This window comes from Paraperibacillus marinus, from assembly GCF_046237605.1.
GTDB lineage: Bacteria > Bacillota > Bacilli > Bacillales > DSM-1321 > Paraperibacillus > Paraperibacillus marinus.
This window is the reverse complement of record NZ_CP143542.1, coordinates 1,874,631-1,899,179: the sequence shown is the minus strand read 5'-3', so window position 1 is coordinate 1,899,179 and position 24,549 is coordinate 1,874,631. Positions and strand designations below refer to the sequence as shown.

The window sequence follows — 24,549 nt, the reverse complement described above, 5'->3', positions numbered from 1 at the left end:
CCTTCTTACCTTATTTAACTTCCGGCTTCTTTTTCCATAGCCCAAGCAGGATTGCAGTTATTGCAGATCCGATTAATATGGCAAGGATATAAAGCAATTTATGATTAACAGCCAGGAAAATGGCGAATATGCCGCCGTGCGGAGCCTGAAGTGTCACATTGAAGAACATGGTCAGAGCACCGGCGATGGCTGCCCCCGCTACAGAGCTGACAATGACCCGGAGAGGATCTGCCGCTGCGAATGGAATGGCCCCTTCAGTTATGAAAGATGCACCCAGAAAGTAATTCGTGACTCCTGATTTTCGTTCAGAATCCGTGAATTTGTGTTTAAAGAATGTGGTGGCAAGGGCGATCCCAAGCGGAGGCACCATACCTCCTGCCATTACCGCCGCATGGGCACCCAGGCTGCCTGCTTCGATGGCCGCAATGCCAAATGTGAAAGCCGCTTTATTGATCGGCCCTCCCATATCCACCGCCATCATGCCGCCAAGGATGATGCCAAGGAAAATTTTATTAGTACCGGAAAGACCGTTCAGCCATGAAGTCATTCCTTTGTTAATAGCTGTAACAGGGTCGTTGATGACAAACATCATGATCAATCCGGTGATCAATATCCCAAACAATGGATAAAGCAAAACAGGCTTCAAACCTTCAACCTGCTGCGGCAGTTTATTGAATACCGCCTTCAAGCCGAGAACAACGTAACCTGCAAGGAATCCGGCAATCAAGCCCCCCAGGAAACCTGCTCCAGCCTGCGCAGCCAGGAGTCCGCCTACCATCCCGGGTGCAAAGCCAGGCCGGTCAGCGATGCTGCTTGCTATGAAACCGGCAAGCACGGGAACAAGGAAGAAGAATGCACCGCTTGCACCTCCGCCAATATCCATGAGAGCTTTTGCTAATGGATGGTAACTTGGATCATCCGGATTGGCAGAATTTATCCCAAACAGGAAGGAAAGGGCAATCAGGATACCGCCGCCGACGACGAATGGCAGCATATTGCTGACACCGCTCATCAGGTGCTTATAAATCCCCGAACCCACTGAGCCGCCAGATTTCGATTCCTTGCCAAGACTGCCGGAACCTTTGTAGATCGGAGCATCCTGTCTAAGCGCACGGTCGATAAGTTCCTGCGGCTTTCTGATACCCTGGGCAACCGGCACAATGATTACAGGCTTGCCATTGAAACGGTCCATTTCCACCTGCTTGTCAGCAGCTACTATGATGGCTGCGGCTTCATCAATTTCAGCCTGCGTTAACCCATTTTTAATCCCGGTTGAGCCGTTGGTTTCAACCTTGATATCCACACCCATTTCCTTTGCCTTTGCTTTCAGTGAATCGGCTGCCATATAAGTATGGGCAATTCCGGTAGGGCAGGCAGTTACAGCAAGGACACGTCTGGAAGGAGCGGAAGACTTGCTGTCATCCTGTGGTTCTTCTTCCGAAAGCGCTTCATTTTCCTTTTGATCAATGACTGCCACCACTTCATCTGATGACGATGCTGCCAGAAGCTTCTTCCGGAACCCTTCATCCATCAGCAGGGTGGAAAGGCGTGACAATGTTTCCAGATGCGCATTGTTTGCCCCTTCACTTGCTGCAATCATGAAGAATAAATGGGCAGGCTGACCATCCAGTGATTCATAGTCGATTCCCTCTGCGGACCGTCCGAAACAAATAGAAGGTATCCTGACGGCAGCTGTCTTAGCATGCGGAATGGCTATCCCCTCTCCGATACCTGTTGTACTCTGTTCTTCCCTTGCGGTGATGGCGGATATGAAGCCTTCCTTATCGTTCAAGCGCCCTGCTTCATCAAGCTTTGACGCCAATTCCTCGATCACATCCAGCTTCGATGCGGAAGCTAGATCGAGGATGACGGTATCCCTCTTCAATAAATCTGTAATCTTCATCTAGAAAGCCCCCTTTATTTCCTTAATTTCTATTTGCTCTGCCAATTCATCAATCAGCTCTTTTTCACCCAGATCCTGTGAAAAGGCTGTGGCACTTCCTGCAGCAATCCCATATTTGAACGCCTTAAGGATATCCTTCGACTCCGTATACATTCCCGTAAAGCCAGCCACCAGGGAGTCTCCGGAACCAACTGAATTCACTACCTTCCCACTAGGGACGTTTGCGCTGTAGGCGGCTTCACTGGTACACAATACAGCGCCGTCCCCTGCCATTGAGACAATCACATTCTGTGCGCCAAGCTCTGTCAGTTTCCTTCCGTACACCACGGCATCTTCCACACTGCTGATTTCAGTGTCAAAAAATCCGCCAAGTTCATGGTGATTAGGCTTGATCAAGAACGGCTTGTACTTCAGGAGATCCAACAGAGATTTTCCGCTTGTATCCACAATGACCTTGATCCCTCTTTCCGCACATATGGCGGCAGCGGTTACATAGAAATCATCCGGCATTGAAGGGGGGATGCTTCCGGCAAGAACAAGAGTATCATTGCTGTTCATCTCTTTAATTTTTGTAAGCAGCCTGTCACATTGAGCTTTTGAAATGCAGGGGCCGCTGCCGTTTATTTCAGTTTCTTCCCCTGTTTTAAGTTTAATGTTGATTCTGGTATCCTCAGAAACACTAATAAAATCCATCTGGATATTTTCAGCTCTCAGCGAGTTTTCAATAAATGCCCCGGTAAATCCGCCGATATATCCAAGTGCTGTATTTGATGTTCCAATCCTATTCAGGACACGGGAAACGTTTATTCCCTTTCCTCCGGGAAATTTTGCTTCTGTTTTAATCCGGTTTAAGGAATTCAGTACAAAATTTTCGACTTCCACTATATAATCAATCGATGGATTTAAGGTTACTGTATATATCATGCTGTCACTGCCTTTATTTTTGGATTTCTTAAAAATGGTTCAAGAGCCGGCTCATCAGCTGAATCTGTTATAAGCAATGCCTGGCTGATATCCGCTGCCTTAGCAAATGCCGTTTCATTCAGTTTGGAACTGTCAGCAAGCACAAACGCTTCAGTGGATAACTGGAGTGCGGTTTTCTTAAGCAGAGCTTCCTCCGGGTCAGGTGTTGTATAGCCCAGTTCCGGGTGAACACCATTCATACCAAGGAAGCATTTATCAAAACGGTATTGTGATAGAAATTGCACCGCAGCGCTTCCAATAATGGCATTTGTAGTAGACTTTACCGTTCCTCCCACTATCATGGCCGGAATACCGGCAGCAGCCAGAATCGGGATGTGCATGATGCCGTTTGTGAGAACGGTTACATTTTTTCCCTTTAGATAAGGGATGATTTCTGCAGTCGTTGTTCCGGCATCAAGATAAATGCAGTCCTGGTTTACGATATAAGATGCAGCCTTTTCTGCTATTTTTTGTTTCTCTTTCATGAATTTGTTTGCTTTTTCGTCCACGGCGGGCTCGAAACCCATTCTCATAAGCAATGCGGCTCCGCCATGTACGCGCTTCAGCAGCTTTTTTTTCTCAAGCACCGCTAAATCGCGCCTGATTGTAGCCTCTGATGCACCGGTAATCACGGACAATTCCGTCATTTTAATGGTTCCCTGATCTTTTAAAAGAGAAAGAATTTTAAGATATCTTTCATCTGCGAGCATTTTCAGCACCTCGTCTTTACCATTTTTATATTATCCGATTTTTTTATAAAAATCAATCAAATTCAATCAATAACGATCAAAAACATTTAAAATATATTAAGAACCCATCAGATTCAATCAAAAAGAAAGAAAAAAAGAGAAGAGCTGTTTTGCTCTCCCCCTCAGTTACTGTATGACCAGCTTTTCCAGCTGGTGTTCATGAATTCCTTCTTTTTCAACGTGAATCTTGATATTATAGTCACCAGCAGCTTTAAAGATTTGATTTGCTTCGTAAACTCCTGCTCCTGCTGGCTTCGCTTCCACAAATTCGTGCTTGTCTGAATTATTCAGCCAAACTTCAAAGCGAACATCCGCATCCTCAAGTGCCACATTATTGTTCTCGATGTGAACAGATAATTTGATGGCCTCCCCTGTTTTGGGTTCAGAAGATGGAGAAAAGTGGAGCAGTGTATTCGAATCATGCTGGTGTTCGTGATCTGCATGTTCGTTCCCGCCAGTACCGTTCACCTTTACTTTCCGGCTTGGCATGCTATGCAGATTCCTCGCTGTAACATGGGAAATCACCGTATACTCCCCTTTTTTATCAAAGGCCGCAGAGGCTGTATAAACACCTTCTCCAAGATTATTGGCTGCAATCATATCAGAGTCCTCCGATCCTGGCTTCCGGATTTCAAATTTTACCTCTTCTGCATCTACTACCTTTTTACCTCCCTGGCTCACTTCTGCCTTCAGTGTTACTTTTTCATTTACTTTTGCGGTATCCTGAACCACAATCGTTACCTCCAGCGGGTCTGGAGTTTTGCTTTCCTGCTTCTCTCCTTTTCCATCGGAACACGCAGCCAGCAGCACCAGCATACTAATCATAAAAATACTTTTAAATTTCCTCATCGTCATCCTCAGCTTCTTTATATATTTCATACAATTAGTAAGTATACCTTAATTTCCATCAAGAATTTGTGAAGAAACTAAGAACAGGTGGAAATTAAGAAGCCGCAGGGATCGCGGACTAAATGGCTGACATTCAGCTGGAAAAAGCTAGGTCTTCTTTCTAGCGAAAATGAAGGCGGTAAGCAGTTTATTGAAAAGGAAGATTAGAATGAATCCCAGGAACGCAAATATATGTTTCCAATGATAGATTCGGAACATCCCGAGCTGGATGAACAGCGGTTCAAAGATAAAGGAAAATACCCCCGCCAATACAGCTGCCGAAATCATATATGCTTTCCAGGATGTAAAGTATTGATAACTGAGCATGCCGAGTATCGGGATGACGAAAAGGTCAGCTGGAACCAGGATCGGGAGCATCGGGAGAAGTAAATCCGGATAACTCCAAAGAACCATGTTTACTCCAATTGTATCAAGGAGTGTGGAGCATAAAGCACATAGTAATCCGTAAATAAGAATTTCATCCAAACGCCGCTTGTCCGCCAGTTTCCACCAGCAGAACAAGGGTACGATAACAGATGCGGCGAGAATCCACCAGTTAAGACTGAACACATCATCTCTTAACCAGTGATCGACGGCTGTATCTTTCAATTGGATCCTCAGGCGGTGAATGGCATTATAGGAAGAAAGGTTAGTGTACATAGTCAAGGGCATGCTCCTTTACCAGTGCGACTCCCATAGCTCTGTTGTCCCATAATAGTCGTTCTATCCGTGCTGCAGCGCCATTTTCGCATTCCAGGATAACCACTACTTCTGACTGCTTTTTTTTATTGGTTTTAAATCCCTTCAGCTTTTGCTTCTGAAGAATCAAATCAACCAGAAATCCAAGCAGGAATCCTCCACCTGCACCTATCAAACCCCAATAAACCGGCCCCCATTCAAGGATGAATCCCCGGCTTGCTCCTATAACTGAAAAGATCACTGCAAGGAACATCCCTTTATTAAGAAAAGTTACCCCATCCGATTGATGCAGGGAATCACCGAGAATCCCCTCTTTCCTGCATGTATCAAGGGGTATTGCAGCAAGCCGTGTGATTCCCATTTCCTCTAAATTGGCCAAAACCAGCTCCACATGTATGGAATGGTCGAAAGTTGCTATGATTTGCATATTACTTTACCCAAATCCCTTTCTTCACTCTAAAGACCGGCCCTTGATATCTTTGCTGCAGGAACCGTTTCTGTTCCATTTCGAAGAGCTTGTTATTCTCCACTGATCTTTCATAGCTTTCATATATATTAAAAAAGTAAAGAGACGGTAAATAGAGGAGCCACTGAGGTTTGATCATGGCTGTGGAGCCTTTAATGTCCCCTAAAAGCAGTAGGTGAAAAGCTTCTAAAAAATGAGAATAGTGCACAATCAGGAGAGTCATGACCAAGGCAAATAAAGCTGAAAAAATATGATTGAGATAAAATTGTCCGAGGCTCGGTACAGCCATGGACCACAAGACAGCAACCAGCGGCTTCCTTTTTTCCAGGTAATTGATTTCAAAAGGAGATATTACCTGGACTTCCACCATCTTTTTTCTCTTTTTATCCAAATAATAAATATTATTCATTTCTACGGTAGAACGATAACTGTCCCAAATGCTGAACAAATAGATAGGGATATATAAATAGAGATAATCAAGGTTCAAGATGCTTTTGGCATTGGAGAAGCTTCCTGTGAATGTATAGATTATCGCCAGGTTTAAATTCGTCTCCTGATTAATAAAGAATTCCCAGGCTATCAAAGCATAGCCGCGGATATATTTATTTAAAAGAAGATGCCCATAGCCCGGGAAAGCCATGGACCACAGGGCCACCATCACAGGATTCCTGGCGTGTATGATAGAAGTCCCCCACAAGCTAAGCTTCGCAGATTCCCTTCTATTTTTCCAGCTATTAAAAGCGGCCATTGACTTTCACCTCCTGCCGTCTTAGATATTCCTTATCGTCCCAAAATCTATGGTGTCTTATTCGCAGCCACTTGAAGTTTAATAAGATAGGAAAAACAAAATAGAATCGACTGTTTTGGGGCAGATTATCTTTAAGCGGCGGCATCGAAAATGCTTAAGAGAAAGGCATGGAATACACCTATGAAGTGGCTCTTCAACAAATCGAACTCCAAAAAAACCGGCTCAAAAGAGCTTTCCTTGAAGGAGCTCTTGAATATATGCGGGGAATCCAAGGATTTTCTCAGCTTTCAACATGGCTCGGAATATACTGTTGGTTATTTTAAATCTATGGTAGACACCGCCACTATCCACCAGGATATCCTTCCATCCCTCTCAGAACAAAAAATGGACAGCCTGGAGCAGCTAAAGCTTATGATGCCGGTGGAAGATATTCAGATTACCAAGGATGTTTCCAAGTTAGAGGAACTTCTATTGAACGGAAGCATTCTCATCCAGAAGAAGGGCTCCCAGGAAGTTTTGCTCGTCCCCGCATCTTCTAAGGAAAAAAGGGCTATAACGATTCCTGAAAACGAATATACTGTCCTCGGGCCGAAGGAAGCCTTCGTTGAGTCCCTTGAGACCAATATTAACCTGCTCCGAAAGAGGCTGCCGATTCCACAGCTATATGTAAAGGTATTGAAGGTAGGCAAACTGACCAAGACAAAGGTTGCCATCCTGTACATTGAGGGCATTGCCAATAAAGAAATGATAGAAACGGTTACCTGCAGGATTGAGTCAATAGAAATTGATCAGGTAGTGGATACCGCGTATATCACCCAGATGATTGAAGACAACAATACATCCATGTTCCCGCAGCTTATTGAGACGGAGCGTCCGGACCGGGTTGCCGCTGTTCTTGCTGAAGGCAAGATTGCCGTCCTGACAGACGGGTCCCCAAGTGCCATTACGGGGCCGACAACCCTAGTTGAATTCTTCTCGGCCTTTGAAGATTATTTCCTTACCTGGCATATCGCTTCGGCGTTCAGGCTGATCCGGTTGTTTGCTGTCATGTTCTCCGTCCTTTCCACGCCGCTGTATGTGGCTGTACTCACCTATCATTATGAAATGATCCCTGAGGATCTGCTTTATACATTGATTTCATCGAGAAGCGGCATTCCGTTCCCTCCGATACTCGAGGCCATCATATTGGAATTGACCATTGAGCTGCTTAGAGAAGCAGGATCACGGCTTCCTACCAAGGTCGGCCAGACAATCGGTATCGTCGGCGGTATCGTAATCGGGACGGCCGCTGTCGATGCGGGTCTGACAAGCAATGTGCTCCTGATTGTTGTTGCATTAGCTGCACTGGCATCCTTTACGACACCTGTCTATAAAATGAGTAATACCATCAGGCTCCTGCGCTTTCCATTCCTGGTATTCGCCCAGCTTCTGGGACTATTAGGGATATCCATTTGCTTTGCATATATATTAGTCCACCTGTTAAAACTCAAGTCACTGGGCACTCCGTATATTGGTCCGATATATCCCCTCAGATTGTCAGATCTTAAGGATGCATTATTCCGGCTCCCTTTCCGGGATCAGACTACCCGTCCACATGCAGTCCTGTCCAGGGAACCTGCACGATATCATCCGAGACGGCCGCTGAAGCCGGACAAGAACAAGGACATTGACGAATGATGACTAGAAAGGAATCGTGACATGCTTCCGAAACCAGCAGAAAACAAACTAGTATCCGCTTTCTTTGTCTTTTACATCATTCATTCCATGCAGGTTGGTGTGGGGATCCTCGGATTTGAAAGGTATATCGCAAAAGCTGCAGGAGCAGATGCCTGGGTCTCCATCATTTTTTCAGGAATTTCGATGCATCTTTTGGTATGGCTTTGCTACAAAATATTGAACCGGGGGCAGAACGACATTTTTGTTATACATCATGATGTTCTGGGTAAATGGGCCGGGGGCTTTATGAACTATTTTATGATTGCCTATATCACTATTTTCTCTATCATTATCCTTAGAAGCTATGTGGAGGTTATCCAGGTCTGGATGTTTCCCGACCTGCACGCCTGGTATCTGACACTGATCCTGCTAGTACTTGTGTATTTTGCGGTGGTGGGAGGCTTCAGGGTCATTGTCGGCCTTTGCTTCCTGGGTGTCATCTACTCCCTGCCGCTTCTGCTGTTGAAAGCCTTCCCCCTGAAGGAAGCACATTTCACCAATCTTCTGCCTATATTTGATCATTCTGTTCTTGAACTCATAAAGGGAGGCAAGATTATGACGTTCAATTTCCTTGGCTTTGAAACTCTGTTTTTCTTTTATCCATTTATAAAAAAACCTGAAAGCTCTCAAAAATGGGCACATTTTGGAATTGCATTCACCATATTGATTTATCTTATCACCGCACTGGTAACTTTTGTTTACTTCAGCCAGGAGCAGCTCTATCACACTGTATGGCCTACTCTGAGTTTGTGGCAGACGGTAAATCTCCCGTTTATCCAGCGCTTCGAGTATGCGGGTCTGTCTATCTGGCTGTTTGTGATATTGCCGAATATCTGCCTGATGACGTGGGGAGCGAGCCGCGGCATCAAGCAGATGACTTCCATAAAACAAAAGCACGGGCTGGTCTTTATTCTCTTGATTACCTTTATCGTCTGTACCATTCTAAGTGACCGGGGCGAAATTGACATGCTCTCCACATGGATAAACCGCTTGGGATTCTATACGATTTATTTTTACATCCCCTTTCTGTTTTTCTTTCAGAAATTCAAGGATCGGGCAGGGAAATCAGCATGAAAAAAGGAATAGTATGGACCGTGCTTATGATCCTGCTGATTGGGGGGCATACTCTTGAACCGGTTATCCTTGAGGATGTCCAGCTTGTCTCTATTTACGGGTATGACTATGTGGATAAAAAAACGATAAAGGGAGTTATCAGCTCCCCGATCATACCAATGGTGGAAAATACGCCGCCTAAAAACGAAATTTTTGCCTCCAAGGGCCACACGAGTAAAAATACGAGGCAAAAGCTGCAGGCAGAATCACCTGAGCCGCTTGTGACCGGCCGCCTCAACACCCTGCTGTATAATAAAAAGATTGCAAAGAACGGGATCCTTTCACTTATCACCACCATGGGCAGGGACCCAGCCCTCGGAAGGGCAACGGCCATGGCAATTGTAGAGGGAGAAGTTGAAGATCTCCTCGAATATGATTATAAGGTGACTGACACTTCCGCTAAGTATGTGGAGGAACTTCTTAGTCATAACTCCAAGGATGTGATTCCGAAAACCAATATTCATTCTTTTCTGGATCATTACTACTTGAGGGGGCAGGACCCTTTCCTTCCCCTGATCAAAAAAGAAAAAGACAGAATCAGGATAAAAGGAATCGCACTCTTTTATGATGACCGCTATGTGGGCTATATCCCATATAAAGAATGTTTTGTTTTTAAGCTGCTTTATGAAAACTTTAATAATGGTATGTATGAGTTCAAGCAGGACGGAAATTACGTAACGGTCGAAAACCTGTTTTCAAAAAATGACATAAATATCACTGACGGCAATGGTTCCCCTAAGGTTCGAATAGACATATCCATTAAAGGCAAGATAACCGATGCCCCCAAATTAGTATTGACTGATAAAAAGGTAGTCTCCAGTGTTGAAACCGCATTGGAAAAACAAATCAAGCGCCAGTCGGTTCAAATGATTTCCCGTTTCAAAAAAATGAATATCGACCCTCTCGGATTAGGCGAAATGGCGCGCAGCCACACATACCACTTCGACTTTCAAAGATGGAAACATAACTACCGGGAACTTCCTGTCGATATCAACGTGCAAGTGGAAATCACCCAGACCGGCACGATCGAATAATGGGGACTGTCTCCTGTTTCCCAGGATATCGCTTTACTATTTTCCAGATTCAAGCTAAGATGTGAATAATCAAATAATTTGAACTGCTAGGGGTGCCCGGTGCCGGGCTGAGAGAAAAGCTTATGCTTTTTAACCCTTCGGACCTGATCTGGATTATGCCAGCGTAGGAAAGTGGTGAAGTGAAAGAGGGTACATCTCTTTTTATTTTGCATACAAGCCAGGTCCTGCCCGAGGATCTGGCTTTTTTGATTTCCTTTGTACGCCTGGATGTAATCCGATTAGGCCCCCAGCAGGTTTTTATAAAAGGAGGACATCACAATGGAAAAAGAAGGAATCGGCAGAATGCTTAAAAAATTGAGGGCACGCTCCCCTCTCATCCATAACATCACCAATACAGTCGTCTCAAACTTTACGGCGAATGGTTTACTTGCAATAGGAGCTTCCCCGGTCATGGCACAGGCACCTGAAGAAGCAGCGGAAATGGCGGCGGCATCAGATGCTTTGATACTTAATATTGGAACTCTTTCCAGCGAGCTCATAAAAGGAATGATCACAGCGGGAAAAGCAGCAAATGCAGCTGGAGTCCCGGTCGTTCTGGATCCTGTCGGGACTGGGGCAACGGAATTCAGGACTAACGCAGTCAAATTGATTATGGATGAAGTAAAAATCTCCATACTCCGGGGTAATGCCGCCGAGATAGCCCATGCTGCGGGAGAAAACTGGGTGATCAAAGGAGTGGACGCAGTGGACGGTGAAGGGGATATCCACACCCTTGGCTTAATGGCTGCAAAGAAACTGAACACAACCATAGTTATTACCGGCAAGGATGATATTGTCACTGACGGCTCGACTGCCTATGTAAATCATACCGGGCACCCGCTCCTTACAAAGGTGACCGGGACAGGATGCCTGCTGACTGCCGTCATTGGTGCATTTTCTTCTATTGAAACCTGCACTGTGAATGCTTCACTTGGCGCCCTGACCCTCTATGGTGCTGCTGCCGAAAGAGCGGCTGCAGCTGCCATCGGTCCCGGGAGCCTCCAGGTGCAATTCCTGGATGAATTATATAATCTGGACACAAATGAGGTACAGAAACAAATTTCATACACCAAAACGAAATAAAAGGAGCATGATCATGAAAAAAGCATTGACCATAGCAGGGTCTGACAGCGGCGGCGGCGCAGGCATACAGGCGGACATCAAAACCTTCCAGGAGCTGGGTGTATACGGGATGACCGCCATAACAGCCGTTACTGCTCAAAATACGAGAGGTGTTCAGGCAGTCTCGCCGGTCGATCAGACGCTTGTTGAAGCACAGATTGATTCGATAGCTTCGGACATAGGTGCTGATGCAGTCAAAACCGGGATGCTCTTCAGCAGTGACATCATCAAGGCGGTTTCTAAAAAAATAAAATTATATAAATGGGAAAAAGTGATCGTCGATCCGGTAATGGTGGCAAAAGGCGGACATACTCTCCTGCAGCTTGAAGCTGTGGAAGCCCTGAAGAAACACCTGCTGCCATTATCCCTGCTTGCTACCCCCAACATACCAGAAGCTGAAGTCCTGACCGGGCTTTCTATTCACACACTGCATGATAAAAAAGAAGCTGCGCGGCGCATCATTGATTTAGGAGTCAAAAACGCAGTCATTAAGGGTGGACATGAAGGCAATTCCACGGAGTCAATTGATCTATTATTCGACGGTACTTCCTTCGAGCAGTTCCCGGGCCTCCGTATTGCAACGAAAAACACCCATGGAACCGGCTGTACTTTTTCAGCTTCAATCACAGCAGAGATCGCCAAAGGTAAAGAATTAAAGGAAGCAGTCCAAACCGCAAAGCAGTTTATAGGAGCAGCCATCCGGGAAGCATTGGATATCGGAAGCGGACATGGGCCCACCAATCACTGGGCACACAGGAAAGGAGCAAATTATGTACGATTCAGCTGAAATAAAGGAGATGCTCCGCCTCTACTTCATCATGGGTTCCCAGCACTGTATGGCAGACCCCGTCACTACACTTCTTGAAGCAATCAACGGAGGCATAACCCTCTTCCAGTACAGGGAAAAAGGGCCTGGAGCCCTCCTGGACCAGGACAAGACAGACATGGCCCGCAGGCTTCAAAAAATCTGCCGGAAAAGCTGCATTCCCTTCATCGTCAATGACGATATCAACCTGGCAATGGAATTGGATGCAGACGGAGTTCATATTGGTCAAAAAGACGAATCTGCCTCATCTGTACGGAAAAGAATCGGCAGTAAAATCCTTGGTGTGTCTGTGCATACCCTTGAAGAAGCATGGGCTGCCCTAGATCATGGAGCTGATTATCTCGGCGTCGGCCCGCTCTTCCCTACTCATACAAAGCTGGATGCAGAACCGGTACAGGGCACTACTCTTTTAAAAAGCCTGCGCCTTGCCGGGATAGCTGCCCCCATCGTGGGGATAGGGGGAATCACCAGTCAAAATGCCAGACAAGTGATTCATTCAGGAGGAGATGGCATCTCCGTCATTTCTGCTATCAGTCTGGCAGCTTCCCCAGAGAAAGCTGCCAAAGATTTAAAAACAGCCGTCCTCCCCTGACTGCTTGGATAAATGATAGACTCATATTCTTATTCCATATAATTATTATTCAACTTAATTATTTTTACATATTATGTAATATAATGAAACTTTTACAAACCTCCTCCGTATATATGGTAAGGCAGTGGGAAAGGAGGTGAAGATGGTGGAAGTGAATGGAATTCCCATAGAAACGATTTACCTGTATCTATTAATTTTGGCGGGTGCCTCTACTCTGCTGTACCTATTTTTCGGGGATGCAGCCGGTGCAGCCGAGGCTGCACTATCTTGGCTGAATCCAGCCCTCCTTCTTTCTTTCCTGACTTTCGGGTCCGCCTCCGGTCTTGTGCTTGAACATACCACAAAGCTGAACAGCTTCCTCATTATTGCGCTGTCTGCAATTTTATCTATTATCGTGACTGCCCTTCTGCACTTTTTTGTTTTACTTCCTCTCTCCAAGGCAGAGGAATCTCTCGTATATACGGAACAATCCCTGAACGGCCGGGTCGGAAAAGTGATTCTCACCGTGCCGCGGGAAGGATTTGGAGAAGTAGTGATCGACAGCTTCAGCGGAATGATTGCAAAGCCCGCCAAAAGCTATGATGATTGTTTAATCAAGGAAGGATCATCCGTTTTGGTGATCGACATAGAAAATGGAGTTTTGCTTGTGAAAGAATATGAGCCATTATTATAAGGGGGAATTTTTATGGAATTGATCTGGATTGTCACGGCTATAGTGCTCTTCATTCTATTGGCCATCATCGCTGTCTTCATTAAAAAATACCGCACCGCAGGGCCTGATGAAGCCTTGATCGTAACCGGAAGCTATCTGGGCGGCAAAAACGTACATACAGATGAGGCTGGCAACCGCATAAAAATTATCCGCGGCGGCGGAGCCTTCATCTTGCCGATCTTCCAGCAGGCAAAGCCATTGAGCCTGCTCTCATCAAAACTTGAGGTAACAACACCGGAAGTATATACCGAACAAGGTGTGCCTGTCATGGCTGATGGAACGGCCATCATCAAAATTGGCGGATCGATTGGCGAAATCGCGACTGCCGCCGAACAGTTCCTTGGCAAAAGCAAACAGGATCGTGAAGGCGAAGCACGTGAAGTTCTTGAAGGCCACCTGCGCTCCATCCTCGGCTCTATGACGGTGGAAGAAATATATAAAAACCGCGAAAAATTTTCTCAGGAAGTACAGCGCGTGGCCTCACAGGATCTGGCCAAGATGGGGCTTGTCATCGTATCATTCACCATTAAAGATGTGAGAGACAAAAACGGATACCTTGAATCTCTCGGAAAGCCTAGAATTGCCCAGGTGAAGCGTGATGCAGACATCGCCACTGCTGAAGCAGAGAAAGAAACCCGGATCAAACGTGCAGAAGCAGACAAAAATGCCAAACGCTCAGAATTGGAAAGAGCTACTGAGATTGCGGAGGCTGAAAAGGTCAATAAGCTGAAAACAGCGGAATACCGACGGGAACAGGACATTGCCAAAGCCCGGGCCGACCAGGCCTATGACCTGGAAACTGCCCGTGCGAAGCAGGAAGTAACAGAGCAGGAAATGCAGGTACGGATCATTGAAAGACAAAAACAGATCGAGCTTGAGGAAAAAGAGATATTAAGAAGAGAACGGCAATATGATTCCGAAGTAAAGAAAAAGGCTGACGCCGACCGCTATTCAGTCGAACAGGCAGCAGCTGCCAGCAAATCAAGACAAATGGCTGAAGCGGATGCCGACAAATACCGTGTAGAAGCAATGGCTAAGGCAGAAGCAGAAAGAGTCCGTGTTGATGGGGTGGCGAAAGCCGACTCCCAGCGTGCCCAAGGGGAATCCGAAGCCGATGTTATCCGCCTGAAGGGGCTTGCAGAAGCCGAAGCAAAACGAAAAATCGCTGAGGCTTTCGAACAATACGGCCAGGCAGCTGTTCTCGACATGGTGCTCAATATGCTTCCACAGTACGCAAAAGAAGTAGCAGCTCCGCTCTCCAATATTGAAAAGATCACCGTTGTGGACACAGGCAGTGATTCAGCAAACGGAGGCGCCAATAAAATTACCGGTTATGCAACCAATTTGATGTCCACCATGCAGGAAGCACTTAAGGCATCCTCAGGTCTGGACGTAAAAGAGTTGATTGAAAACCTGTCGGGCAAGGGAAATATCCGCGGCAGCATTGACAGGCTTGCAGTAAGAAGCCACCCGATGCGTGAAAGCGAACTGCCGCCAGTTGAATAAAATAAGGAGAAAAGCGCCAGGAACGGCGCTTTTCTCCTTTTTATATACTCTCTTCCCTACCTTTTTACAGACAGTCTGATACGGGGATCGACAATTCCATACAGCACATCTACAACAAAAATGATTAATACAAAGAGGGCGCTGTAGAAGATGGTGGTACCCATGATGACTGTATAATCATTCATGGTAATGGAACGGACAAACTGCTCACCAAGACCGGGGATACCGAAGATTCTCTCAATAACGAGAGACCCCACCATGATATTCACCGCAAGCGGTCCGATGATCGTAATAACAGGAATCAATGCGTTCCGGACTGCGTGTTTATAAATGATCCCCCGATGGCTGATACCCTTAGCCTTTGCAAGCATGATATAGTCTGAATTCAATACTTCAAGAAGCTCAGTCCTCATGAACCTGGAGATATTGGCAATGACAAATCCTGAAAGGGCAATGGTTGGCAGGATCGTATATGTGAAGCCCTCCCAGAGAGCGACGGGCAAAAGCTCCAGTTTAACTCCCAAATAATATTGAAGGAAACCTGCAAAGACGAATGCCGGGATAGATATGCCCAGGACAGAAAGCACGGTTGCTCCATAATCAAAAATGGTATTATGTTTGATGGCTGCAATGATCCCCAGCAGGAGTCCCAATATGGATCCAGCAATGAGCGCCTGTAAGCCAAGCTGTGCAGATGGCCCGATTCGGTCGGATATGAGCTGGGTGACCGTCCTGTTGTCATATTGGAATGAAAAGCCAAGGTCTCCTTTAGCCAAATTGGTCATGTATCTTATATATTGAATAGGCAGCGGTTTATCAAGCCCATACTTCTGGTTGATAAGCTGTACTTGTTCCGGGGAAAGTTTTTCCTGGTTTTTGAGAGGTGAACCGGGCAGTAATTTCATAAGGAAAAAAGTCAAACTTGCAATAATGAACAATGTGATGATCATATACAAAATCCGCTCAAAAGTATATCTTAGCATCTAAGGCCCCCTTGCCATATAAACGAAAGAGTATGCGCTTATGGCACATACTCTTCTCGATCCATTTTATAGGTTATTCAATGTGAGCCCATTTATAGCCGAAGTCTCCGCCGAATGGGTGTTCTACAACATCCTTCACATATTCACGCTGAAGGTATGCAGTTCCGCGTTGGAACATTGGTGAGATCGCAGCGTCATCCAACAGGATTTTCTCAGCGTCCAGCAATGCTTTCCAGCGGGCATCCAGGTCAGAAAGAAGTGGTCCTCTGGCATCTTTTACAAGCTTATCATATTCAGGATTAGAGTAGCCCATTTGGTTGTGAGCACCATTTGTAACGAACATGTCGATGAAAGTCATCGGATCCTGGTAATCAGGGCCCCAGCCAGCATAAGAGAAGTCATAGTTTCCTTTAGACTCAAGATCCAGCTTCTGCTTGAATGGCTGCGGTTTGATTGTGACAGATAGGCCCTCAAGATTGTTTTCCAGCTGCTCTTTCAGATATTGTGCGATTTTAGCAGAGTTGTCATCATCGTAAGTCAAAAGTTCCAGGGAAACTTTATCGAACTTAGCATCTTTTTTAGCATTAGCCCAAAGCTTTTTAGCTTGCTCAACATCAAGTTTGCCAAGATCGCCGTTTGTTTCACGGAAGTCTTTGCCATCTGGTCCAGCTGCAAAGTTTCCTGGTACCAGGAAATTGGCTGGAGTAGATCCGTTATTTAGAATTACATCAACAAACGCTTTTTTGTCCCAGGCCATATCGATTGCCTTACGGGCATCCCTGTTCTTGAGAACCTTGTTCTTCTGATTCAGGCGCAGGAAGTAGACAGCAGTATCAGGAGATGTTGCAAAGTTTTTGTCATCCTTATACTTGTCAACAAATTCAGCGTTCAGGCCAACACGGTCAGCCTTTTTGGTTTCGTATAGGTTTACGCCGGTAGCAGTATCCTTAACGATATTGAAGTTGATTTCTTCAAGCTTGACTGTATCTTTATCCCAGTATGTAGGGTTTTTCTTCAGCTGGAAGCTTTGTTCGTGCTTCCAATCGCTGAGTGTGAATGGACCATTATATACTCCTGTGTTCGCTTCAAGTGCATAATTCTTTCCCTGCTCCTTGAAGAATTTTTCATTTTGCGGGAAAAACGTTGCGAAAGACATTAATGATTTAAAATAAGGAATATTGTTTTTCAACTGGATTTCAAGGGTTTTATCGTCAATTGCCTTGATTCCTAATGTTTCTTTCTTTGCTTTGCCTGTGTTGACTTCTTCTGCATTTTTCACATCATACAGCATGTAGGCATATTCTGCAGCTGTTGCAGGATCTACTGCACGCTGCCAGGAGAATACGAAATCCTGGGCTTTTACAGGATCTCCATTTGACCACTGTGCATCACGGAGCTTGAATGTATAAGTCTTGCCGTCTTCACTTACCTTTGGCTCTTCAGCGGCCATTCCGAGAGTAGGCTTGTTATCCTGTCCCAGGCGGTAAAGGCCTTCGAAAACATTGTTCATTACGTTGAATGAAACTGAGTCTGTGGCGAGTGTACTGTCCATGGATGGTATCTCAGAGCCGGCAATCAGGTTCAGGATCTGCTCCTTCTTTTCAGCCGCCGGTTTTTTGTCCCCTTCTTTGTCCTTCGGTGAAGCATTGCTGCTGTCGCTTCCTCCGCTGCACGCAGCAAGGAATGTGGACAGTGCCAGCAGCAGGACTAACAAAAATGAAAACTTTTTCTTCATTCAATAATACCCTCCCTATTTGAATAATCTGAAGATTTAGTATTATTATGATATGGAATTTGACATAAAGCAATACATTTTTTACAGTCTATTTACAAAGAAGTTACAGAAAGCTTGCCATTGCTGGAATTTCAGGGAAAAAAATCTTTCAAAAACAAGGTATATACACCCATGAACATGGTACTTTCATGCTAGTTTCCAATATATTAATGATTAGACTATTACTAGATATCGGATTGGACGCTGCTAAAGTACCCTACCTTTCAGCATACCTATCATGTATCTCAATGGCAGCCCGTATCCCGGACTCCACTGCTCCTTCAATCCATGCCGGAAAATTGGATGTATGCTCCCCTGCAAAATGAATCCTGCCCTCTGGTGATGCAATGAATGGCCCCAGCTCCTGCTCCTGAGTAGGCTTAGCCAGCGAGAACGCACCCGAGGAAAAAGGATTACGGTTCCAGCTGTAGGAGATTCCTGCAGCGAACTCCCTGTAAACGATACTTCCATGAAGCTTCGACAGGTTTTCCAGCGCTTTACTGACGCAGTCCTCCTGAGGCATGCTGTCCCAAAGCAAAGTATCATCCTCCCAGGTATAGCTGGCGGTCATTACATTGGCTCCTTTTCCCGGCCGGCTGGGATAATAGCTGAACCGGATGGGGAGGTCTGTAACGCTTTGTCCTCCGCTGTACCCATTTCTGCTCCAGAAGTTTTTCTGAAATTCTATCCCGATTTTAGTGGAAGTAACATAATGGAGCTCTCTGATGACCCTCCATTTGTGATAAGAAAATAAGCTCTGCGGAACAACATCAATATATTGAAATGCCGAAAAAGGTATGGTAATAAGAATACAATCCGTTGTCAGCGTTAACGGTTCATGTGTTTTTGTGTCAAAAGCATCGAGTGAAATGCTCTTTTCCCCTTCCACCCTGATCCTGCTCACTCTTTTTCTAAACAGCACATCTTCCTTCAGCTCGTCGAGCAGCAACATTGGCAGCCTGTCATTTCCCCCTTCTACCTCATAAAACTGCATAAACGGATCAAATAGATATAAAAGTTCACGATAAATCCCAAGAAACGAAAGCTCCGGAAACCCTTCAAGGGAGAGCATAACCTTCATCATATCTATGGCTCCTGAAGATAAGGAAGGACCTGTAGGGTTTTTCCTCAAAAATAAATCCATCGAATAATCCCCATACAGTTTCTGAGCATATTTCCAGTTCTCTTCAGGATTTTTCATGATCATATTTGTCAGGTTCCTGGTAGCTATTTGAAAAAGTTCAAGCGCTGTTTTCTTTTTTTCCCAGCCAACGACAGGAAAGTTTAGGTCGTTCCCTATCGCTTTAAGATATTTGAGCCTGATTCTTTGTCCATTTACATAAATTAAGTCTTCAGGAGTGCTGTTGTAAAAACTGTTGACCTTCAATTTATATTTTCTTAAATAGGCCAGGGTCAGGCTGTGCACTCCAGGTATCCGCATGGCTCCCGCCTCAAAGTAAAGAGGAGCGGTGAATGGTTTCCTGATGGTATAAATTCTTCCGCCAACTCTGTCACTGCCTTCTAAAATAGTAATATCATGACCGGCTTCCTTTAAAAGAGAACCTGCTACCAGCCCTGACATGCCGGCACCTATGATAGCAATTTTTATGGGTTTATCGGCTTTTCCCAGACCTTTATCCACATAATGGAGATAAGGATGATTAACAGAACCATGCACATTCACTGTTATATCCTCCTGTCCTTTTTCTATTATCCTATTGCAGGATAAGTAATATATGAAAATAAATGGAATTTACCGGCAGTTATTTATAGAATTATGCAGGACTCCTAACACTGTTTAATTCTTTTATCTTTAAGGTGTATAACTGTGTAACGGTACGGCAGGAAAGGGCTGCCTTCACTTTTAAGCCTTTGCCAAACAAACTGAGGCAGAGTAAATACGGGCAGGGAGAGAAGGAGACTTTTTTAAAAAATGTTTATAAAAGAGACCGTTTTTTTCACAAAAAAAATATGTGTATTCTACTCGTAACCCGTGAATTTATAGGAACTAAACAAGAGAAGCAACAAACACAACAGGGCGGTGGAGCGGAGAAAGTCAAAACAGGTATGCCAGAAGGTTAAATGATGTTACTGCCTGGCTGCAGGATGCCTCATCATCCATACAGCACCGCCATTTTCCACAGAAAAAGCCCCTTCTCCACTTGTTTTATTGCAAAGTAAAGCAAAAGATCATTTGCAATGACAAGTGAAGAGGGACTGCGAAAAAACCGATCCGCTTAATCAGCTGTAATCCTATAGCTGTGTGTGTATACATTCATGCTCCTGTTCCTGATAAATCCAACAGCCGTAATCCCGAGTTCTTCGGCAAGATCCAGCGCCAATTCTGTCGGAGCCGATTTGGAGAGTACAACCGCACATCCAATTTTTGCGACTTTAAGCAGAATTTCAGAAGATATTCTGCCGCTGAATATGATTATCTTATCCTGCATGGATATATCGTTTCTCAGGCAGTGGCCATAGATTTTATCGAGAGCATTATGTCTTCCAATGTCCATGCGGTTCAAGAGGAGGCCATCAATGGTCCCAAGCGCAGCGTTGTGCACCCCGCCGGTATTTTGGAAAAGGGATGCCCCCTCCTGCATTTCCTTCATCAGCCTGAAGCAGTCATCCGGGCTTAGTGTAACTTGGGAATTCTGCATCTTTTTTGCTGTCAGGGCATCATTGGCAAATACAAATCCCTGTCTGCTCATTCCGCAACAGGATGTAATGTATCTTTTTCCGGACAAATCTTTATAAAAAGGATTCAATTTAGATACTTGAATATGAACATACCCTTCCTTTTCCTGGACCCAAATTTCTTCAACATCATCAAATCCTTTAATTAGACCTTCTGAGGTTAAATATCCTATCACCATATCCTCGATATATTCCGGTGTGCATACCATAGTAACCAGTTCCTGGCCGTTCACTTTGACTGTCACCGTATATTCCGAGACGATCGTATCTTCTATTCCGCTTGCCATTCCGTTTTCATACCTGATGATCTGTCTCGATACTTCCACTGGTTTCATGCCATTCCATCTCCTGCTTTACTGATTCTGTAAGATATATTAATTGCCTGAAGGTACGGTATAATTCAATTTTGGTAATGCAAAAAGCATACCGCTTGGGCATGCTGATTGCAACTTCTCTATTTGACTTCATGATCCGGCTTCTGGTGTTTAAGCTGGCTTTCGGGAAGCTGCGTGTTCCTTTCCAGCCCTTTCGTTTCTTCCCCCATTCCCCTTAGGAATGTGAGAAGAAGGGTAACCGACCGGTTGATTTCAGGATCCTTAAGCGCCCGCATGATATCAAAGATTCCGGTCTTCTCTTCCGTGTCCTTGGCATCTGCCACCCGGGCAATCCCCGAATTGACCTTGAGGAGCAGAGGTTCAAGCTGGCTGACATTCAGCGTTCCAAGAACACCGACCATTAGAAGGAGGTTTTTAATTGTATTGGCCGTTTCCGGTGTATCAGCCTTTTTGACCAGGATATCCATGACCTTGTCTCCCTGCCCGAAAAGGGCACTGACAAGGGAGAGGACTCCCCTGTCATTCATATGGTTCAAGGTCTGCAGGACTTCAAGAATACTATCCTTGCTATCGATGAGTGCATTCTGCACCTCTTCAAGGTCGTTCTGCCTCTTCTGCTCTTCTGAAATTTCAATACGATGAATGGATTTTATCGCTTTTGCCATTTTGCACCCACTCCTTTTCTGACCAGGTCTCCAGGGAAGATATAATCCTTTCGTGCCCATTTCTTCTGCACCTGGACACCCAGCTGCGGCTGTGGATTCCCGTTACGATGGTTGATCCTTGGAAGCGGGCTCTTTCCGCCCTGACTCAGGATTTCCATCCTCGCATTGATCTCTTTGTAGGCAGGGGTATCGGTATCTTTATCCGCTTCACTGCTCGTCAGGAGATTTATTGCCGCATCTCCGGAATCATTCATAGGAAGATAAACTTCCTTGCCCTGAACCCGGTCCGTTACCAGACACTCGACTTTTACATTTCCAAATGGCGATGTCAGGCGGACCAATGTGCCATCCTCAAGGCCCCGTTCTGCTGCAAGTTCTGGTGAAACCTCCAAGAACACTTTCGGCGTTTTTGATGTTATCCCCTCTGACTTATATGTCATATTTCCTTCATGGAAATGCTCCAGGAGTCGTCCGTTGTTAACATGGATGTCATATTCCTCTGGGAAAGATAGAGGAATGGACCATTTGACTGGATACAGATTAGCCTTTCCATCCGGGAAGTTAAAGCCTTCTGTATACAATACTGGTGAATCTGTCCCATCTTTGGCGACCGGCCACTGCAGGCTGTCATATCCTTCGAGCCTGTCATAGCTTACGCCTGCATAAATCGGAGAAAGGGAAGCAGCTTCGTCCATGATTTCGCTAGGGTGCTGATAGGTCCAGCCTGCTCCCAGGCGGTTGGCAACAGCCATTATGATCTGCCAGTCAGGCTTGGAATCTCCAAGCGGCTCAAAGACTTGATATAGGCGCTGGATCCTGCGCTCTGTGTTTGTGAAAGTTCCATCCTTCTCAAAGCTCGGAGCTGCCGGCAGAACCACATCAGCAAATTCTGCTGTTTTAGAAAGAAAGATGTCCTGGACAACGAAGAAATCCAGCTTTTCAAATGCTGCATGAACATGATTTATATTAGAGTCCACAAGCCCCATATCTTCGCCTTTCAGGTACATGGCCTTCAAAGTGCCTCCGTGGATAGCCTCTACCATCTCATGATTGTTCATGCCAATTTTAGACGGTACTGACGTCTTCCAAACCTTTTCGTATTTCTCCCTGACCTTTGGATCGCTGACAGGTTCATATCCCGGCAGATTGGCTGGTGCACTGCCAAAGTCGCTTGCTCCCTGGACATTGTTATGCCCCCTTAGCGGATAAGCACCGGCACCCGGCTTCGCGTGGTTCCCTGTGACGAGAAGCAGGTTGGAGATTGCTGTACTTGTATCTGAGCCGCCGATATGCTGTGTCACACCCATTGCCCACAGAATGCAGGTAGACTTGGCTTCATAGATCATGGTTGCAATTTCAATGAGCGTTTCGCGGGATATACCCGTCTGATCCTCTGCATAGCCAAGGGTGAAACCTTGCAGGCTCTTAACATACTCATCATAGCCATTCACTTTGTCCCTGATGAAATCTTCATCTGCCCAGCCCATATCAATGATATATTTGGTTACAGCAGACAGCCAGATCAGGTCAGAGCCTGGTTTTGGACGGATGAAAAGGTCAGCCCTTTCAGCCATCTCATGCTTCCGTATATCCGCAACGATTGTCTTTTGTCCATGAAGCTTTTGTGCCCTCTTGATCCTGGTCGATAAAACCGGATGGGATTCAGAGGTGTTGGAACCTACCATGATGACCAGACCGGACATGGCGATATCCTTTATGGATCCTGAGTCCCCGCCGTAGCCGACCGTCCTGAGTAGCCCGACTGTTGCAGGTGTCTGGCAGTATCTTGAGCAATTGTCGACGTTATTCGTTCCAATCACACTCCGCGCAAGCTTCTGCATGAGATATGATTCTTCATTGGTACACTTGGAGGAGGTAATAAAGGACATAGCATCCGGGCCGTGGCTGCTCTTAATTTCAGAGAACTTGGACGCAATCAGGGTCAGTGCTTCATCCCAATCTGCTTCCCTGAAGGAATCTCCTTCTCTGATCAATGGCTTTGTCAGGCGCTCCTCGCTGTTGACAAAGCTCCAGCCGAATTTACCTTTGATACATGTTGACACACTGTTTGCAGGAGCTTTTATCTGCGGTTCGACCTTCAGGATTTCACGGTCCTTCGTCCAGACGTCAAAGCTGCAGCCGACTCCGCAGTATGTGCAGACAGTCTTGGTTTTCTTTATCCGCTCATCGCGCATGGCAGATTCCATATCTGAAATGGCGAGGATGGACCCGTACCCGGTCTCGACTCCCTTGGTGATTTCAATCATCGGCCTTAATGTCTGCTTGGCTATTCCTGTAAGGAAACCAGCTTCCCCGACCATCCCTTTTTCCATCATGGCATTGCAGGGGCAGACCGTGGAACAATGGCCGCATGAAACACAAGATGACTCATTGATCGGCACATCATCATCCCAGATGACCCTTGGCCTTTCTCTATCCCAGTCTATGCGCAGCGTTTCAGTGACCTGAAGGTCCTGGCATGCCTCCACACAGCGTCCGCAAAGGATACACTGATCAGGATCATAGCGGTAGAACGGGTTCGAATTGTCTTCTTCATATGGTTTTTGATCAAAAGGTATGCTTTGGTGGTTTATTTTCATTTCTTTAACGGTATTATGTATCTCACAGCCGCCGTTGTTATAATCACAGACTGTGCAGTATAGCTCATGGTTATACAGAATTTTATCCATAGCCATCGTCTGTGACTGCTTTACTTCAGGAGAAACAGTATCGATTCTGTCTCCTTCTTTTAATTTCGTTGAGCATGACCTCACCAGCTCACCGTTAACAGATACAATACAAGTATCACAGGTTTCTATAGCACCCAGTGCAGGATGATAACAGACATGCGGTATATCTATCGAGCTGTCTGTCAAGAAATCAAGGACCCTTTCGTCCTGCGAGGCAGGAACTTCGACTCCGTTGACTTTTACATGTATGGGGTTTGACAAGCGTCCTCATCCTTTCACCTAATAAAATTTTCCTTCTAACATTTCCCCTACCCTGTCCATAAATCAGT

The 24,549-nt window shown here is 45.5% G+C and carries 21 protein-coding genes and 1 riboswitch; of the genes, 8 read left to right on the top strand and 13 right to left on the bottom strand.

All coding sequences use genetic code 11. The features are described from left to right. Positions 1–10: 10 nt before the first annotated feature. From V1498_RS09640 to V1498_RS09610, 7 genes are all read right to left on the bottom strand, one after another. Positions 11–1,903 carry a fructose-specific PTS transporter subunit EIIC gene (locus tag V1498_RS09640; RefSeq protein WP_409298578.1) on the bottom strand — a complete coding sequence of 631 codons (1,893 nt, stop codon included), beginning with the start codon at positions 1,901–1,903 and terminating at the stop codon, positions 11–13. Then, positions 1,904–2,827: a 1-phosphofructokinase gene (gene pfkB / locus V1498_RS09635; RefSeq protein WP_409298577.1), complete on the bottom strand. Its 924-nt coding sequence runs from the start codon at positions 2,825–2,827 to the stop codon at positions 1,904–1,906. Then, on the bottom strand, positions 2,824–3,576 hold the full coding sequence (locus V1498_RS09630; protein ID WP_409298575.1) for a DeoR/GlpR family DNA-binding transcription regulator: 753 nt from the start codon (positions 3,574–3,576) through the stop codon (positions 2,824–2,826). The genes pfkB and V1498_RS09630 overlap by 4 nt, the downstream gene beginning before the upstream one ends. 165 nt (positions 3,577–3,741) lie before the next feature. Then, positions 3,742–4,440, bottom strand: coding sequence for a FixH family protein (locus V1498_RS09625; protein WP_409298573.1), 699 nt, complete (start codon positions 4,438–4,440; stop codon positions 3,742–3,744). A gap of 171 nt (positions 4,441–4,611) precedes the next feature. Beyond that, a complete protein-coding gene (locus V1498_RS09620; protein WP_409299239.1) occupies positions 4,612–5,163 on the bottom strand; it encodes a CBO0543 family protein in 552 nt (183 codons plus the stop codon). Further along, on the bottom strand, positions 5,153–5,629 hold the full coding sequence (locus V1498_RS09615; RefSeq protein ID WP_409298571.1) for a hypothetical protein: 477 nt from the start codon (positions 5,627–5,629) through the stop codon (positions 5,153–5,155). The genes V1498_RS09620 and V1498_RS09615 overlap by 11 nt, the downstream gene beginning before the upstream one ends. Before the next feature lies 1 nt (position 5,630). Beyond that, a complete protein-coding gene (locus V1498_RS09610) occupies positions 5,631–6,416 on the bottom strand; it encodes a hypothetical protein (RefSeq protein WP_409298569.1) in 786 nt (261 codons plus the stop codon). Between the two features lie 150 nt (positions 6,417–6,566). Between V1498_RS09610 and V1498_RS09605 the strand changes: the two genes are divergently transcribed. From V1498_RS09605 to V1498_RS09570, 8 genes are all read left to right on the top strand, one after another. After that, entirely contained in the window at positions 6,567–8,093 is a 1,527-nt protein-coding gene (locus V1498_RS09605; RefSeq protein WP_409298568.1) for a spore germination protein, read from the top strand. Positions 8,094–8,114: 21 nt separating this feature from the next. Further along, the gene (locus V1498_RS09600) at positions 8,115–9,206 is read left to right on the top strand and encodes a GerAB/ArcD/ProY family transporter (protein ID WP_409298566.1); all 1,092 of its coding nucleotides are present in this window, start codon (positions 8,115–8,117) and stop codon (positions 9,204–9,206) included. Next, positions 9,203–10,279: a Ger(x)C family spore germination protein gene (locus V1498_RS09595; RefSeq protein WP_409298564.1), complete on the top strand. Its 1,077-nt coding sequence runs from the start codon at positions 9,203–9,205 to the stop codon at positions 10,277–10,279. Before V1498_RS09600 ends, V1498_RS09595 begins: the two co-directional genes overlap by 4 nt. A 78-nt stretch (positions 10,280–10,357) precedes the next feature. Then, positions 10,358–10,466: riboswitch (TPP riboswitch) on the top strand. A 131-nt stretch (positions 10,467–10,597) separates the two neighbouring features. Beyond that, entirely contained in the window at positions 10,598–11,401 is an 804-nt protein-coding gene (gene thiM / locus V1498_RS09590) for a hydroxyethylthiazole kinase (protein WP_409298563.1), read from the top strand. 13 nt (positions 11,402–11,414) lie between these two features. Continuing rightward, positions 11,415–12,227, top strand: a complete 813-nt coding sequence (thiD, locus tag V1498_RS09585; protein WP_409298561.1) for a bifunctional hydroxymethylpyrimidine kinase/phosphomethylpyrimidine kinase — start codon at positions 11,415–11,417, stop codon at positions 12,225–12,227. After that, a complete protein-coding gene (gene thiE / locus V1498_RS09580; protein ID WP_409298559.1) occupies positions 12,211–12,858 on the top strand; it encodes a thiamine phosphate synthase in 648 nt (215 codons plus the stop codon). The genes thiD and thiE overlap by 17 nt, the downstream gene beginning before the upstream one ends. A gap of 142 nt (positions 12,859–13,000) precedes the next feature. After that, positions 13,001–13,531, top strand: coding sequence for a hypothetical protein (locus V1498_RS09575; protein WP_409298558.1), 531 nt, complete (start codon positions 13,001–13,003; stop codon positions 13,529–13,531). 12 nt (positions 13,532–13,543) lie between these two features. Then, positions 13,544–15,076 carry an SPFH domain-containing protein gene (locus V1498_RS09570; RefSeq protein WP_409298556.1) on the top strand — a complete coding sequence of 511 codons (1,533 nt, stop codon included), beginning with the start codon at positions 13,544–13,546 and terminating at the stop codon, positions 15,074–15,076. A gap of 56 nt (positions 15,077–15,132) precedes the next feature. Here V1498_RS09570 and opp3b read toward each other — a convergent pair whose 3' ends face one another. The 6 genes from opp3b to fdhF form a co-directional block, all read right to left on the bottom strand. Then, the gene (gene opp3b / locus V1498_RS09565) at positions 15,133–16,059 is read right to left on the bottom strand and encodes an oligopeptide ABC transporter permease (protein ID WP_409298554.1); all 927 of its coding nucleotides are present in this window, start codon (positions 16,057–16,059) and stop codon (positions 15,133–15,135) included. A gap of 73 nt (positions 16,060–16,132) precedes the next feature. After that, positions 16,133–17,794 carry a peptide ABC transporter substrate-binding protein gene (locus V1498_RS09560; protein ID WP_409298553.1) on the bottom strand — a complete coding sequence of 554 codons (1,662 nt, stop codon included), beginning with the start codon at positions 17,792–17,794 and terminating at the stop codon, positions 16,133–16,135. 256 nt (positions 17,795–18,050) lie between these two features. Next, positions 18,051–19,517 carry a flavin monoamine oxidase family protein gene (locus V1498_RS09555; RefSeq protein WP_409298551.1) on the bottom strand — a complete coding sequence of 489 codons (1,467 nt, stop codon included), beginning with the start codon at positions 19,515–19,517 and terminating at the stop codon, positions 18,051–18,053. Between the two features lie 553 nt (positions 19,518–20,070). Next, positions 20,071–20,865, bottom strand: coding sequence for a formate dehydrogenase accessory sulfurtransferase FdhD (gene fdhD / locus V1498_RS09550; protein ID WP_409298549.1), 795 nt, complete (start codon positions 20,863–20,865; stop codon positions 20,071–20,073). A gap of 119 nt (positions 20,866–20,984) precedes the next feature. Further along, positions 20,985–21,530: a DUF1641 domain-containing protein gene (locus V1498_RS09545; protein ID WP_409298548.1), complete on the bottom strand. Its 546-nt coding sequence runs from the start codon at positions 21,528–21,530 to the stop codon at positions 20,985–20,987. Further along, complete coding sequence (fdhF, locus tag V1498_RS09540; RefSeq protein WP_409298546.1) at positions 21,515–24,481, bottom strand: formate dehydrogenase subunit alpha; 2,967 nt, start codon at positions 24,479–24,481, stop codon at positions 21,515–21,517. The genes V1498_RS09545 and fdhF overlap by 16 nt, the downstream gene beginning before the upstream one ends. Positions 24,482–24,549 lie beyond the last annotated feature (68 nt).

Coding starts and splice junctions, on each gene's coding strand:
- V1498_RS09640 (WP_409298578.1), bottom strand. CDS start 1,903: ATGAAGATTACAGATTTATTGAAGAGGGATACCGTCATCCTCGATCTA.
- pfkB (WP_409298577.1), bottom strand. CDS start 2,827: ATGATATATACAGTAACCTTAAATCCATCGATTGATTATATAGTGGAA.
- V1498_RS09630 (WP_409298575.1), bottom strand. CDS start 3,576: ATGCTCGCAGATGAAAGATATCTTAAAATTCTTTCTCTTTTAAAAGAT.
- V1498_RS09625 (WP_409298573.1), bottom strand. CDS start 4,440: ATGATTAGTATGCTGGTGCTGCTGGCTGCGTGTTCCGATGGAAAAGGA.
- V1498_RS09620 (WP_409299239.1), bottom strand. CDS start 5,163: ATGTACACTAACCTTTCTTCCTATAATGCCATTCACCGCCTGAGGATC.
- V1498_RS09615 (WP_409298571.1), bottom strand. CDS start 5,629: ATGCAAATCATAGCAACTTTCGACCATTCCATACATGTGGAGCTGGTT.
- V1498_RS09610 (WP_409298569.1), bottom strand. CDS start 6,416: ATGGCCGCTTTTAATAGCTGGAAAAATAGAAGGGAATCTGCGAAGCTT.
- V1498_RS09605 (WP_409298568.1), top strand. CDS start 6,567: ATGCTTAAGAGAAAGGCATGGAATACACCTATGAAGTGGCTCTTCAAC.
- V1498_RS09600 (WP_409298566.1), top strand. CDS start 8,115: ATGCTTCCGAAACCAGCAGAAAACAAACTAGTATCCGCTTTCTTTGTC.
- V1498_RS09595 (WP_409298564.1), top strand. CDS start 9,203: ATGAAAAAAGGAATAGTATGGACCGTGCTTATGATCCTGCTGATTGGG.
- thiM (WP_409298563.1), top strand. CDS start 10,598: ATGGAAAAAGAAGGAATCGGCAGAATGCTTAAAAAATTGAGGGCACGC.
- thiD (WP_409298561.1), top strand. CDS start 11,415: ATGAAAAAAGCATTGACCATAGCAGGGTCTGACAGCGGCGGCGGCGCA.
- thiE (WP_409298559.1), top strand. CDS start 12,211: ATGTACGATTCAGCTGAAATAAAGGAGATGCTCCGCCTCTACTTCATC.
- V1498_RS09575 (WP_409298558.1), top strand. CDS start 13,001: ATGGTGGAAGTGAATGGAATTCCCATAGAAACGATTTACCTGTATCTA.
- V1498_RS09570 (WP_409298556.1), top strand. CDS start 13,544: ATGGAATTGATCTGGATTGTCACGGCTATAGTGCTCTTCATTCTATTG.
- opp3b (WP_409298554.1), bottom strand. CDS start 16,059: ATGCTAAGATATACTTTTGAGCGGATTTTGTATATGATCATCACATTG.
- V1498_RS09560 (WP_409298553.1), bottom strand. CDS start 17,794: ATGAAGAAAAAGTTTTCATTTTTGTTAGTCCTGCTGCTGGCACTGTCC.
- fdhD (WP_409298549.1), bottom strand. CDS start 20,865: ATGAAACCAGTGGAAGTATCGAGACAGATCATCAGGTATGAAAACGGA.
- V1498_RS09545 (WP_409298548.1), bottom strand. CDS start 21,530: ATGGCAAAAGCGATAAAATCCATTCATCGTATTGAAATTTCAGAAGAG.